Here is a 13433-nt window from a genome sequence, read left to right on the forward strand (position 1 = left end):
CCGGCATGAACGAGAACCCTCTCGACCTCCTGCCGGAGCTGCTCATCCTGCTGGGAGCGGTCGCAGGGCTGCTCGCCGGCCTCTTCCTGCCGCGACGGCGGCAACGGCTCGCGGGCCGGATCTGCGGGACCGCCCTGGTGGCGGCGCTGGCCGCCACCCTGGCCGCGGCCTTCCGCCCGGACCTGCCGGCCTTCGAGGCCTACTCGGTGGACCCGCTGACGCACGTGGCCAGAGCCACCGTCATCGTCGCGACCCTGCTGGTCCTCGTCCTGACCGCCGGCTGGGCACGGGACCACCATCGCGAGGCCGAGCTGTACGTGCTCGTCATGCTCGCCGCGCTGGGCACCGTGATCCTGGCCGGCGCCGGCGACCTGCTCGTCCTCGTGGCCGCGTACCTGCTGGCAAGCATCCCCGCCTACGCCCTGGCGGGCTTCGCCAAGGACGCGGCGGGCACCGAGGCCGCCCTCAAGTACTACCTGATGGGCGCCTTCCTCGGCGTGCTCATGCTGGCCGGCGTCACCCTGCTCTACAGCCTCGCCGGGACGACGGCCTACCAGGAGTTCGGCCAGGTCCGCAGCGGAGTGGCCGGGCTCGCCGTGGTGCTCCTGCTCGCCGGGCTGTTGTTCAAGGCGGGCGGAGTCCCGGCGCATTTCTGGGTGCCCGACGTGACCGAGGGCACCTCACGGGCTGTGGCCGCCTTCGTCACCACCGTCCCGAAGATCGGCGCCTTCATCGCCCTGCTCCGCCTCGCCTCCGAGGTCTTCGCCGGCCTGGACACCGGATGGCGGCCACTGATCGCGATCATCGCCACGGCCACGATGACCCTGGGCAACCTCGCCGCCTTCCACCAGGACAACGTGCGACGCCTGCTGGCGTACTCGACCATCAGCCAGGCCGGCTACCTCCTCATCCCGATCGTCGTGGCCGGGCGCAGCGAACTGGCCGAACCGGCACTGCTGTTCTACGTGGCCGCGTACGCGATCACGAACCTCGGCGCCTTCGCGGTGGTCCTGGCCGCCGGCAAGGATGTGCTGGCCGATTACGCCGGGCTGGCGCGTTCCTCGCCCGGCCTGGTCCTCGCCCTGATCGTCTGCCTGCTCGGCCTGGTCGGCACGCCGCCCACGGCGGTCTTCGTCGGCAAGGTGCTCGTCTTCGCCGCCGCCTGGGACGGCGGCTACGCCTGGCTGGCGGTGGTCGCGGTCGTCAACACCGTGGCGAGCGTCTTCTACTACCTCCGCTGGATCCGGCCCGCCTTCCGGCGCGGCGGCACGGCCGCCGTCACCCGTACGGCGACGTGGATCGCCTACGTGGCCGCTGCTGTCTCCCTGCTCCTGGGCGCGGGCAGCGGCGCCGTGCTGGCCGGCATCTCCTACGGCTCGTAGCGGCAGGGCTCGCCGGAGGCGCGTCGCGGCGGCCCAGGCTGAGCGGCTGCGACAGTCAGGGAGGACCAGGACGGCGCCGTGCACAGCGCCTTGGCCGCGTTACCCGGAGTTGTGGGCCGCAGCCCAGGGCATCAGCTCGGCTACCACTTGCTTGCTCCAGGGGCGTACCAGAAGGCGCAGTTCTTGACAGCGCTCGTCGCCGAGTGCGGCGTAGGGGGCCCTGGCCATCCGGTCGGTCGCCTCTTCGATCGCCTCACGTTCCCTGCGGCCCTGCGCGGTCAGTGCGCCGTCACGGAGCCAGCCGCGCTTCTCCAGTCCGCTCACAGCGGCCGCCCAGCCGGTCTCGGTCCAGCCGCGGGTGACCCGGAGCGTCTCGGCCGGGACGGCGCCCGTGGCGGCGTGGGAGACGAGGGCTTCGATCCCGCTGAGCCCGGCGGCCAGCAGGGCGGCCAGATGGCCGTCACCGCGAAACTCGCGCAGCAGGGTCTGGGCATGCCAGAGAACCAGGTGCGGAGCGTCAGGCCATGGCAGTGCGGTGTGCGCGGCATACAGAGGCCGCCCGCTCAGCTCGTCTGAGATCGCTTGGGCTGCCCCCCGGGCCAGCGCGGCGGCACGGGCCATCTCCGGCGAGTCAACTGCGTCGCCGAGCACGCGGCGCAATGTCGTATCGACTGCGTCGAGCCGGGCGTCGAGGATCTCGGCGGGGGATGCGATGTGCCATGCGGCCGGAATCGCCTGACGGATCACCTGTGGATCGAAGTTGTAGAAGGTGGCGATCACCGCCTCCGCGGTGACCGGGCCGAGTGCGGCCGCCCGGGATGCGAAGTATCCCATCCGTCCGGTCAGTCCGAGCTGTTTGTACGCGGCATCCGCCTCGGGGGAGAAGTAGATCATGCCGTGCAACGGCTCCAGCGTTCGCCAAGTGAGGCGTTCCAGCGTCATGCTGGCGAAGATACCGACCGGTAGGTATCTAGTCCACCCGTCTTGAATCCGATCTCATAGCCGGACGAGGCGCGCTGACGATCTGCCTGCCTCAGGAGCCCGGGGTCAGGCCGGACAGCAGGTCGGCGGCGTCCAGCAGGCGGGCCTCACCCAGGGCGTGCGGGTACAGCGCGTACGCCTGCGCCCCCGGCAGCTCGACGTCGCCCGACACCAGCGCGGCCAGCTCCACCCCGTCCAGCGGGCCGACGAACGCGGGGGCGTCGGCGCGGGCGGCGAGCCGGGCCGCGAAGTCCGGCACGTCCTCGCCCGGACGGCGCTCGTAGCGGGCCAGGGAGCCGTCGCGGCGGCGCACCACGACCTCGGCGGCGCGGGCGGCGGCGTGCCAGCACCCGACCTCCCACATCGTCACCCGATGCTCGAACGCGCTCTCCAGGGCCGCGCCCACCGCGGCCAGCTCGTCGGCACTGCCCGCCACGTTGTGGCCGTAGCCGGTGGCCGACAGGTTGAGGTCGGCCCAGCGGGTCGTCCGCGTCCAGAGGTCGGCCACCAGCGGCACGAGGATCTTCGCCGCGCCCGCCAGGTCGAACCGCTGGCGCACCGCCACCGGGTCGAACAGGCCCCGCGGGCGTTCCATGAAGCCGGCGAAGCCGCGTACGAGCTCGTCGAACGGCACGTCGTTGTAGCTGAACACGACCGGCACCAGGTAGCGGGCCCGCAGGTTGCGCACGTTCACGTCGATGAACTCGGACGCGCCGAGCGGCTCGGGAGCCGAGGTCAGGTCGCCGGAGTGCGTGAGGCCGTTGCCCAGCCGCAGCCGGGTGTAGTCGCACAGGCCCGCGAACCTCCAGCCGTCGTCGTAGACGGCCACCGAGAGGTCCAGGTCAACCCGGGTGCCCGGCGGCTCGGCCCAGTGCAGGAAGAAGCGGAGCCGGTCGGCCTTGGGGATGGGCTGGACGCTGCCCCTGACGAGCCGGACCAGGGCCGCGCCCGCCGTCCGCTCGGACGTGGGCGCGACCAGGTCGGCGAGCCCCTCGTCCAGCAGCGCCCGGCGCAGCGGCGGCAGCTCGCCGGCCCGGCGCAGCAGCTCGGCGGTCAGAACGCGCTCGGCGGTCAGCACCACCTCGTCGGGCAGCGCGGGCCGGTCGTCGGGGACCGTCCACATGCGCGCGGTGCCGCCCCTCGGCAGGAACAGCCGCGCCCCGCCGGGCGGCGTCCTGACCTGCCCGAGCACGGCCAGCAGCACCCCGGGCGCGACGCCGCGTACGGCCTTCTCCAGCACGCCCAGCGGATCCGCGCCGGACGCCGCCGGCGCCCCGGCCTCGCCGGGCGCCCCCGGCGGTGCGGCCTCCTCGGGCGCGACGGCGGGCGTCGCCGGGCCGGCGCCGCTCTTCACCCTCGCCCCCGTCCCCGCCATCACCCGCACCGGCGGCGGCCCCGACGGGACGGGCGCGTACGTCAGGCGCAGGAGATGGGACAGCCGGCGCAGGAGCTCCCCGGGCCGGCGGCTCAGCAGGGCGGTGGCCTCGGCGTGACGCCCTTCGGCGAGCGCCTGCTCCACCCGGCTCGCGAACGTCCGCATCCGCACCCGCCCGTCCCGCACCTCCACGTCACGATGGCCGCCGGCGCGGGCGAGCAGAGCGCGGCCGAAGGGCGTGTCGGGATCGAGCCGGGTGCCGCGCAGCGCGGCGAACGCCAGCGCCGCCTCGGGGAAGCGAGCATGGTGCTCGTGCGGGTGCAGCACCTCGGCCATGCGCTTCCACTGCTCGCGGTACCGCAGCAGGTCTTCGAGCAGGTACGGCATCGCGTCCAGGCGCGCCAGCACCGCCCGCCGCACCGCCCTGGGCAGCGACCGGCGGCGCTCGGGCACGACCCGCAACCCGGGGTCGGCGTCCATCAGCGCGTACAGCACGCGCAGCACGTCGGTCGCGGTGCCGGCGTGCCGGTCGAGCAGCTCGTGGTCCGCCCCCTTGCGCAGCGCCCACGCCACCACGGCGGCGAGCGTCTCCTTGACCGGGATCGGCTCGGACAGCCACGAGAGCGACCGCGGCCACTGCTCCTCCAGCAGCCGCTCCAGGTCGGCGCGCTCGTGCGGCGGCATCGGCGTGCGCCGCGCCAGCAGTTCCGCGGCCAGCTCGCGGCACGTGCCGGCCGGGTCGGCGCACAGCCGCAGCAGCACGGTCGACATCACCGCGTCCCTGGTCGGCGTGATCTCGCGCTCGGAGGGGACGAGGAAGGGGTCGCCGGGGTCGATGCGGCGGTGGCAGATCGGGCAGGCGCTGAAGTCGGAGCCGTCCCAGCACGTGCGGCACACGAGGTGCGCGCACGGTGAGACAGGGTGCACGGTGCCGGACTCGCCGCACGACACGCAGGGCCGCTCAGGGTTCTGGAGGAGCAGGGCGAAGACGCGGCGGACGTAGAAGTCCGTCGTGTCGGCAGGCACGCTCTCCGGAAATTTCCGGAACAGGGGGACGTGGGAGTCGTTCGCTCCCAGCTCCTCGCGCAGGCTGTGCAGCAGTCGCCGTCCCACGATCGTCAGGTCCGTCACGCTCAGCCCGCACAGCTCCCTGTACAGCTCCCCGGACACCACGAACCCGAGCTGCAGCAGCTCGAACTCCAGCGCCGCGACCCCCGACGGCACGCCGGCCGGCACCATGCCGAGCCTCTTGGGCAGCTTGCCGACCGGCGGCGGCAGGCGGCGGTCGGCGGCCAGCAACCCGGGCGCGACCAGCCTGCGGCGGCGCAGCAGGATCTCTCCGGAACCGTTCACCACACCCCCGGAAATCTCGGAGGCCGCGCGGGGGAGCCCGCGCGGCCTGCTCGTGACGGAGAGCGGGCACGCTGTTCATTCTGGAAAGGAAAGAGAAGGAAGCACACCCAGGAGCCGTCTGATCGGCACCTTACTTGCTCGGCTCCGGAAATGCCGCACATTTTCCGGCCTGCCCCAGGGCGCCATGGGGGAACGGGGGATCGGCGTCGGGCCGCGCGGCCTCAGGGTCATCGAGCGGCTGCTGATCCGGCTGCGCGACCCGGACGACGACGTCACGATCTGGACGTCACGATCTGGACGTGTCGACCCGGCGGGGCACGGCGACGGGCGCGTGCGGCGGCCCGATCAGCCCGGCCTGGTTCTCCACGATCACGATGGTCACGCGGGCACAGACGCTCACCGCGCTCACCGCCGATGGCCGGAGCCGGGACCGGGACCGGGGTTGAGGTCGGGATCGGGTCGGGGTCGGGGTCGGGGTCGAGGTCGGAGCCGAAGGAGGCTGAGGCACCGGGAGCCCCGGAACGTCCGGTCCGGCCCGTTCGTCGTCATTGCGTGACCCTCTTCTCCGGGCTTGACGAGCGGCTGCGCGAGGCCGCCGCCAGAATGCACCGCGCCGAGCACGTCCGGCGCCTGCGTGAGACCACCGCGCAACAGATCGAGGACGTCCGTAGCACCCTGGAGGATCTGGAGGTCGAGCTGGCCAAGGAGGAGCGTGACGTCGCCCGGCTGGAGGGCGGGCTGTCCGCCGTCCTGGCCCGCATGCTGGGCAACCGCGAGGAGCGGATGGAGCGCGAGCGCGCCGAGGCGATCGTGGCCAGGGAACGCGTGGACGGTCACCGGGCCCGGCTGGCGCAGCTCGAAGCCGATGCGGCGGCGGCCGCCGCCGAGCTGGCCGTCCTCGACCCCGCATCCCGGGAGTATGCCCGGTTGCTGGCCGAGAAGGAGCAGCAGCTCATCCGGAGCGGCGGCCCGGGCGCGCGTGAGCTGGCCGACCTCGGCGCCGCGCTGGACCGGTCGAGCGCGGAGCTGCGCGAGTGTGAGGAGGCCCGCCAGGCGGGGCGGGGCGCGCACGAGGCGCTCGCCGTCGTGCTGCGCTTCCTCGGCTCCGCCAGGAACGCCTCCACCTTCGACGTGCTCGGCGGCGGCCTGCTCGCCGACGCCTTCGAGCACGACAGGCTGACCAGCGCCGACAAGGCCGCCTGGCATGCCCAGCGGGCCTTGGACGTCTTCGCCCGCGAGCTGGCCGACACCGGAATCGCGGCCCGGCCGGTGATGCCGAAAGTGGACACGCGGTGGTTCGTGGACTCCTTCTTCGACAACATCATCAGCGATGTGCTCAAGCATCAGCGCATCGAGAAGACCAGGGCCGAGGTGAAGACGCTGGCGCAGTGGGTGCACGACACCGAGGCCTGCCTGGAGGAGCGCCACGCCCAGCTGCTGGCCGAGCACTCTCAGCTGCTGACCAGACGCAGGGAGCTCCTGCGCCCCGCCTAGCCACTCGTCGAGACCTCTACAAGGGCAAGGTCCTCGGGCGTCCGGCGAGTGCGTCACGGAGATCTCCGGTGCAGTCAGTCGCTGCTGAGCACGCTGGTGTTCTGGCAGGCGGCCGGACGCCACTGGGCCAACGTCCTGTGCGCTGACGAACGGTCACGCCCGTGATGGCGGTCACCACGACGATGCCGTAGTCGGGCCGATCCCGCGGCGGCCTGCGCCGGAGACGGGGCACGGTCAGCGCGTCCCGGGCGGTGGTGTGGGTCGGTCGTCCTGAGGCAGTGTGCGCCTGCGGGTGAGGGCGATGGCGAGGCCCGCTGCCAGGGCAGCGGTCACCAGGAGGAAGGCCGGGCCGCCGCCGTACCGGTCGCCGAGAGGGCCGGCGAGCGTGGCTCCGATGGCGCTGCCGATCTGTCCGAGAGTGGTCAGCCAGCCGTACAGTTCGCTGCTGCGCGGCCCGGCGATCACGGTGACGAGCTGGTCGCCGGTGGCCAGCCAGGGCGCGAGCGCGATGCCGAACAGGGCGATCGCGACGGCCATCGTCGCGACCGTGGCCGGCAGGGCCAGCGGCAGCGAGGTCGCGGCGAGCGTGCCCAGGAGCCAGAGGTAGCGATCCCGGTGGGTGCCGCGTGATCCGCGTACCGCCAGGGCCAGGCCGCCGGCGAGGCTGCCGATCGACCAGAGCGCCACCAGCAGCCCGGCCTGGTGGGAGGCGCCGGCGTGGGCGGCGAAGGCGGGCAGGAGCACCCACATCGCCCCCATGCAGACCCAGTAGGCGAGGTGGGTGCCGCCGAGGGTGCGTACGGCGGGCAGGGCCGCGAGGCGCGGCCCGGAGCGGGGGGAGGGGCGCGGAAGAGCGGGGGTGAACACGATGCCGGCGGCGAGGGCGGCGGCGCCTGCCAGCGCGCTGGCGATGAGCGCGGCGGCCGGGCCGGCCAGCGTTGCCCAGCCGGTCACCCATAAGGGCGAGACGATGTAGACCGTCTCGTTGGCGACGGCGTTGGCGGCGTAGGCCCTGCTGGGATCCCCGGTGGCGACGAGGTGCGGGAGCATCGAGCGCAGGCTGCTGGAGATCGGCGGCGTGCACAGCCCGCACAACGCCGCCGCACCCATGACAGGCAGCAGGCCATGGCTGGCCGCGAGCGCGAGCTCGGTGACGACGAAGAGCGCGCCGGAGACCACCAGCGTGCGCCGGTCGCCGTACCGTGCCAGCGCGCGGGACCACCACGGCGCTGACAGCGCCATGCCCGTCGCCGCCGCGCCACTGGCGAGGCCGGCGCCGGTGAAGCCTCCCGCCTGCTGGGCGGCCACCAGGGCGATCAGCAGCGGCCGCATGGCCACGGGCAGTTGTGCGGCGTTGTAGCTGACAATCAACACTGCGACGCGTACATTCATCAGGAATGAATGCACGAGACAAGCATGCCGCAAACCTGCTCGGCGCATCCGCCCTGCTCGTGACGGGAACCGTCCGCGAAGCGGTGACCGGAGCGGTCGGCTCGGCCGGCGCGCTGGGAGAAGCACTGATCGCCATCAAGGACCAGCCCGGCCGCACGGCCGACTGGCTGGGCGGCGTGCTGCGCATCTCCCAGCCGGGCACCGCCCATCTGGTCCGCCGGTTGACCGAGCAGGGCTGGGTCGAGCGCAGCAGCCGGGGCCGCGCCCGCCCGCTGCGGCTCACGCCTGAGGGAGAGCGCGTGGCGGCGGCGGCGCTGGCGGCCCGGCAGGGCGCCTTGCAGCAGCTGATCGGGCGGCTGACCGGCGAACAGCGTGAGCATCTGGTGGCGATCTCGGCGGCGCTGCTCGGGCCGGAGGCGCGCAGCGAGCGGTTGGTGGCCACGCTGTGCCGGCTCTGCGACCGCGCCAGTTGCCCGCAGTGCCCCGTCTACGAGGAGTGGCGGCAGGCAGCCGGCTCCGATACGTCTTGATCGCCTGGGTTCGGGCCGGGCGGCTGCGGCCTTTCGTCAGCATCGCCTGGGTCCGGGTCAGGCGGCTGCGACCTGCCGTCAGCGGAGCTGTCACCAAGTGCACGCGGTGGCGTTGGCCCTGGTCAGCAGGCTTCCGTGAGCGGGTGAAGCCGGCAGCCTGCGGCGTGCCGCGAAAGGCGGCCCAGAGCGGCGCTGATGATGACAGCTGTCATGCCGGACCCGTGACTGCGGCGTCTACGCCGGTACGCGCGCCTGCCCGAAGATCGAACCATGACGAACAGCAAGAACTCGCCCCACAGGACCGCCGGAATGTGGGCCGGCATCGCGATCGGCATGGGACTGGGTGTCACGCTGGACAACCTCCTGCTCGGCATCTCCCTGTCCCTGTGTCTCGGGGTCGCCCTCTCGTACGCGCTCGTGGCGAAGCGTGAGACCGGAGAAGAGTGAGAGCGGACAGCGGAAAGGCCGGGCCGGCCGGCGTCTGCTGCTTCTCGAGGACGCGGAACGAGGGTGTGCTGGACAGTCGGCCCGCGAGAGCCGATGAACACACCGGTGTCTCGCAGCTCGCCTGCCGCTGAGAAGGAGCAGCGCCCGAGGGCTCGCGGCGGGAACGTTGATGCGCTTCGCGGCATGAACCCGTGCGACGGGCGCCGGCCATCCGTCCCGCGTGCCCCATGGCCTGACGGCGCCGGCCCCCGGGGCGGCGGTGATCCTGACCGGTCTGCACTCCGGAGTCGTGGACGTCACAGTGCGCGGAGGGACGGGACGAGGGGGATGACGTGAAGCTGATCAGCTTCGCGACCCGGGCTCGTGCCCGAACGCAGCAGACGGGGGCGCGCAACGGCCGGACGACGGATGCGGCCTTCGCGCGCCGGTTGCCCCGGCCGTCTCCCTAGGCCAGGAGCGAGGTGTACGCGCTGGAGTGCTGTTGCCCGGACATGAACGAGACGAACTGCCTGACGAAGGCGCTGCGTGAGTAGCCGTCGCCGCTGCCGGTCAGGTCGCGGTGGAAGGCCGTGCGGAACAGGTTGCGGTACTCTTCCGCGTCGATCCTCTCGTCGTCGTCGGTGTCGGTGACGTCGAACAGCACGTCGGCGATCTTGATGAGTCCGGTGCAGGGCAGGCAGGCGGCCGCGGCCGCGTACTCGTCGCGGCTGACGCGTCCGTCGGCGTCGGCGTCGAGCGCGGTCTGCAACTCGCGCCACCAGGCGGCGTACGCCTGGAACAGCCGCTCCTCCTCGTGCCCGCCGAGGTCGAGCCGGGTTGCCAGCTCGCGGGCCATGGCGGCCAGGTCGGGCCAGCCCAGGTAGCCGTCGCCCGTCTGATCGAGGACCTCGGCGAAGAAGCGGCCGGCCGATCGGGTCGCCTGGCCGTCGTCGTCGGCGGCGGGGGTGAGGAGACGGATCAGGGCCGCGGCCTTGCCTGCCCGGCGGCGTACGGCCTCCCACGGGCCCGCGCCCTCGTGGGAGGGGTCCAGCAGGCCCATGACGAACTCCACCCGCGTCCAGCTCGCCGGGAGGTAGCGGGTGGCGAGGGCGGCGCTCAGGTACGCGCTCTGCATCAGCGTCCGGGCTCCTGGCAGGTCGGGCAGGGCGACCCGGCGGCTGAAGGCTTCGGGGAGCGAGGCGATGGTGACAGCGGCGGCCACCGGGCCCGCCACGGCCCGGCCCGCGGTCCACACCGCGGGGTGTCCGCGCAGGACGGGCGGTGCGGGCACGTTGGCGAAGAGCCGGTAGAGGATGACGCCCACCGCCTCGTTGTTCTCCAGGCGGTGCTCGACCACGTCGTCGTAGTAGGACCAGAACTGCGGCAGCGTCGCGGGGAGGCGGTCGCTGGTGCCGTCGATCAGGGCCAGCAGCGTGCGGTGGTCGTCATACAGCCGCCGCATCGCCTCGGCGTCGAGCGCGTCGCCGCTCAGCCTGCACATCGTCACCGTCGACTCGAACAGGGTCGCCACCACCCAGGCGCGCGCCTCCGGGTCGGTCGCGTCGTAGGCGCGGCCCTGGGCGTCGGTGCCGGACATGCGGGCGTGCAGGCGGTTGAGCCGGGCCGCCTCGCGGTCGCGTACGCGCGGGTCGGGGTCGAGCAGCCGCCGCGAGCTCATCGTGGTGTTGCGCAGGCGCCGCCACGGGTGGGTGAGGAACGTGGAGTTCTCCATCAGCGCCGCGCCGATCTGGGGGTGGGCGGCCTCCAGCAGAGTGGCCCGGGTCACCGCCAGGCCCCAGCGCGCCTCGTTGACCAGGCGGCGCAGGAGTGAGTCAGGCCCGAAGACGTCGGCCTGCGGGGTGGTGCGGCTCATCGGAGGCTCTCTCCTGTCATGGTGATGGACGGGCGGACATCGCCGAACCGGCGCTGGCGCCGGAAGTAGGTGTCGAGGCACTGCCAGAAGTGGGCGGCGCGGAAGTCGGGCCAGAGCACCTCGGGGAAGACCCACTCGGCGTAGGCCACCTGCCAGAGCATGAAGTTGGAGATGCGCTGCTCGCCGGAGGTGCGGATGACCAGGTCGACGTCGGGTGTGTCGGGGTAGGGCAGGTGCTCGGCGAAGCTGGCCTCGGTGACCTGGTCGGCCGGCGTCGCGGACCGGATCAGCGACCGCGCGGCCTGCACGATGTCGCGGCGGCCGCCGTGGTCGAAGGCGACGGTCAGCGTCATGCGCTTGTTGTCGCGGGTGAGCGTCATCAGGTCGGTGATGTCCTGGACGAGCGGGGCCGGGATGCGCGGGTCTGTCATGCCGAGGAACCTGCAGCGGATGCCCCGCGTGTGCAGCACCGGCGCGTGTCTGCGGATGGCGCGGCGGACGAGCCGCATGAGGACGTCGATCTCGCCGGACGGCCGCCGCCAATTCTCCGTGGAGAAGGCGTACAGGCTCAGCCAGGTGACTCCGGAGGAGCGGGCCGCCTCGATGACGTCCATCACGGAGGCCTCGGCGGCCTTGTGGCCCGCGGTGCGCGGCAGCGATCGCTGCGCGGCCCAGCGGCCGTTCCCGTCCATCACACAGGCCACGTGACGCGGCACGACCATGACCACCCAATGACTCACCGTGACTGTGCCCATACTATAAGTGGCATCGAGGTGTGGTGGCAGCCGCCTTGTCGGGGTGGGCGATCTGGTCGCCGCTGAACAGGCGGAGCGTGCCGTGCGCGACTCCTTGCGGTTGTTCGCCTTCCTTGGTGAAGTCCACGCCCGCGGTGAGGGGGCCGGTGGGCAGCGGCCGGTCGGAGACGAAGGTCCGCTCGTCGGCGCCGAGGAAGTTGTAGCAGTAGCGCAGGGAGCCGTCCTTGACGTACAGGGTGTGCCCGCCGAACCTGGAGCCCTGCGCGAAGATCACGCCGTCGGGGGCGCGGGCGTCCAGGTCGGCTCTGAAACGCCGGATACAGGTCGGCAGCATCGGCGAACACGCCGGACGCCGCGACATGCTTGAACCTCCGTTGAGTGAACGCTGGTGGAGCTCTGGTTCGCCGAGGCCGGGGCCGACGGCGCCTTCTCCCTGCCTGGTACGAGAGCCGCCCGGATGCTGAAATTCCGGGGATGGCCGCAGGACACCGGCAACCCGTCGACAATCCGGGAAGCCGTCGTCTCCTGCGGCCCACCACGTGAGAACGCAGCGCTCAAGTCACTGATCGATGGCGTCCTCGACCAGCCGCCAGTCCACGAACTTGAAGTTGGTCACCTCCCGGTCACCATCTCCCGGCTCGTCGGCCCCGTCGTGCACGACCAGCAGCCCCTCGGGATAGGCGCGCCCCAGCGAGGCGCTGGTGACCATCGCCCCATCGCTGACCTCCGCCCCGTCCGCCCGCGCCCCGGGCACGACGCGGAACTGGGCGATGTGGTGGTTGTCGTCGCGGTCGTAGACGGCGAAGGTGTCGTCGCCCTGGCTGGAGGCCAGCAGGTAGCCGTCGTCTCCGTCCTCGTAGATCGTCAGGCCCTCGGCGTCGGCCGACAGGTGGGAGCCGCCGAAGCCGCGGTCCCGGCCCGGCAGGCACTCCTCGGTGTCCGGGTCGTAGGTGTCCTGCCGGCCGTACTCCCTGACCTTGTCCATCAGCACGGGACGGCTGGTCAGGTCGGCGCGCAGGCGCCAGATGCCGACGTCCTCCTGCGCCGCGTACAGGGTGCCCCGGTCCACGACCATGCCCTCGACCTGGGGCAGCTCGCCGGGCTCGCCGCAGGGGACCCAGGTGGTGCCGTCCGGGAGGGGGAAGGTGGCGGGCAGGTCGAGGGTGCGGACGCGGCGGTAGGTGACCTTGCCGCCGGGTGCGGCGGCGAGCTGGAGCAGGCCGATCGTGGTCCGGTGGCGGCGGCTGACGACGACGCGGGTGCCGCTGACGGCCAGCCCGTACGCGGTCTGCGCCTCGTCCACCTCCTCCTGGGTGGCGTTGAAGACGAACGGCACCGCGGGGTCGGTGACGTCGGTGAGAGGGGGCCGGCCCGCGGCGGCGGCGACCGGGTCGATGGCGTAGACGCGGAGCTGGTCGCGGCCCCGGTCGGAGGCGATCGCGAGGTCCACCTTGGCGCCGGTGGACAGGCGGAAGCCGCGGACGAGGTCGACGTTGTTCAGGCGTCCCGGCTCGTGGTCCGGGCCGGGGGGCGGCTGGGCCGGCAGGTGCTGGAGCCGGGCTCCGGAGAGGGCGTAGGCGTACAGGCCGCCCTCCTTGGCAGTGGTGATCACGATGCTCCTGCCCGGGAGGGTGGGGTGCACCCAGATCGCCGGGTCGTCGCCGTTGGCGAAGCCGCCCGCCTCGTCGTCGTACAGCGGGGGCGTCTCCGCGGCCGCCGTGACGACGGCGGGCTCGCCGGCCGCCGGCGCGAGGGGGGTGACAAGCAGGAGGACCGTGGATAAGAAAGCACGCACAGGCATCTCCTCACGATCATCGATCACCGTGAACGCGCAGTGAACGTACCTCGCATAAGTCAGCATGTCTATACAAA

The 13433-nt window shown here is 72.6% G+C and carries 11 protein-coding genes; 4 read left to right on the forward strand and 7 right to left on the reverse strand.

The window, feature by feature from the left end:
- Nucleotides 1–5 precede the first annotated feature (5 nt).
- Nucleotides 6–1382, forward strand: a complete 1377-nt coding sequence (locus tag HD597_RS14410; RefSeq protein ID WP_253742600.1) for an NADH-quinone oxidoreductase subunit N — start codon at nt 6–8, stop codon at nt 1380–1382.
- Between the two features lie 99 nt (nt 1383–1481).
- On the opposite strand, the gene HD597_RS14415 is transcribed toward HD597_RS14410, so the two are convergent.
- Both HD597_RS14415 and HD597_RS14420 read right to left on the reverse strand, forming a co-directional pair.
- On the reverse strand, nt 1482–2324 hold the full coding sequence (locus HD597_RS14415; RefSeq protein WP_253742601.1) for an SCO6745 family protein: 843 nt from the start codon (nt 2322–2324) through the stop codon (nt 1482–1484).
- Between the two features lie 91 nt (nt 2325–2415).
- A complete protein-coding gene (locus HD597_RS14420) occupies nt 2416–5091 on the reverse strand; it encodes an RING finger family 4 domain-containing protein (protein WP_253742602.1) in 2676 nt (891 codons plus the stop codon).
- Nucleotides 5092–5643: 552 nt separating this feature from the next.
- Between HD597_RS14420 and HD597_RS14425 the strand changes: the two genes are divergently transcribed.
- Nucleotides 5644–6585 (forward strand): hypothetical protein, encoded by a 942-nt coding sequence (locus HD597_RS14425; RefSeq protein WP_253742603.1) that lies wholly within the window; start codon nt 5644–5646, stop codon nt 6583–6585.
- Nucleotides 6586–6819: 234 nt separating this feature from the next.
- Here the strand turns inward: HD597_RS14425 and HD597_RS14430 are convergent, their stop codons facing one another.
- Nucleotides 6820–7959 (reverse strand): MFS transporter, encoded by a 1140-nt coding sequence (locus tag HD597_RS14430; protein WP_253742604.1) that lies wholly within the window; start codon nt 7957–7959, stop codon nt 6820–6822.
- 23 nt (nt 7960–7982) lie between these two features.
- Between HD597_RS14430 and HD597_RS14435 the strand changes: the two genes are divergently transcribed.
- Entirely contained in the window at nt 7983–8507 is a 525-nt protein-coding gene (locus HD597_RS14435) for a MarR family winged helix-turn-helix transcriptional regulator (protein WP_253742605.1), read from the forward strand.
- Nucleotides 8508–8777: 270 nt separating this feature from the next.
- Nucleotides 8778–8954 carry a glycine zipper domain-containing protein gene (locus HD597_RS14440; protein ID WP_253742606.1) on the forward strand — a complete coding sequence of 59 codons (177 nt, stop codon included), beginning with the start codon at nt 8778–8780 and terminating at the stop codon, nt 8952–8954.
- Between the two features lie 445 nt (nt 8955–9399).
- Here the strand turns inward: HD597_RS14440 and HD597_RS14445 are convergent, their stop codons facing one another.
- The 4 genes from HD597_RS14445 to HD597_RS14460 all read right to left on the reverse strand — a co-directional run bounded on the left by HD597_RS14445 (nt 9400) and on the right by HD597_RS14460 (nt 13362).
- Complete coding sequence (locus HD597_RS14445; RefSeq protein WP_253742607.1) at nt 9400–10806, reverse strand: oxygenase MpaB family protein; 1407 nt, start codon at nt 10804–10806, stop codon at nt 9400–9402.
- Nucleotides 10803–11546 carry a polyprenyl diphosphate synthase gene (gene uppS, locus HD597_RS14450; RefSeq protein WP_253742609.1) on the reverse strand — a complete coding sequence of 248 codons (744 nt, stop codon included), beginning with the start codon at nt 11544–11546 and terminating at the stop codon, nt 10803–10805. Before uppS ends, HD597_RS14445 begins: the two co-directional genes overlap by 4 nt.
- A gap of 16 nt (nt 11547–11562) precedes the next feature.
- Nucleotides 11563–11895, reverse strand: coding sequence for a hypothetical protein (locus HD597_RS14455; RefSeq protein ID WP_253742611.1), 333 nt, complete (start codon nt 11893–11895; stop codon nt 11563–11565).
- A 225-nt stretch (nt 11896–12120) separates the two neighbouring features.
- Nucleotides 12121–13362 carry a phytase gene (locus HD597_RS14460; RefSeq protein WP_372513369.1) on the reverse strand — a complete coding sequence of 414 codons (1242 nt, stop codon included), beginning with the start codon at nt 13360–13362 and terminating at the stop codon, nt 12121–12123.
- Nucleotides 13363–13433: the final 71 nt, after the last annotated feature.

This window comes from Nonomuraea thailandensis, assembly GCF_024172165.1.
Classification (GTDB): Bacteria; Actinomycetota; Actinomycetes; order Streptosporangiales; family Streptosporangiaceae; genus Nonomuraea; species Nonomuraea thailandensis.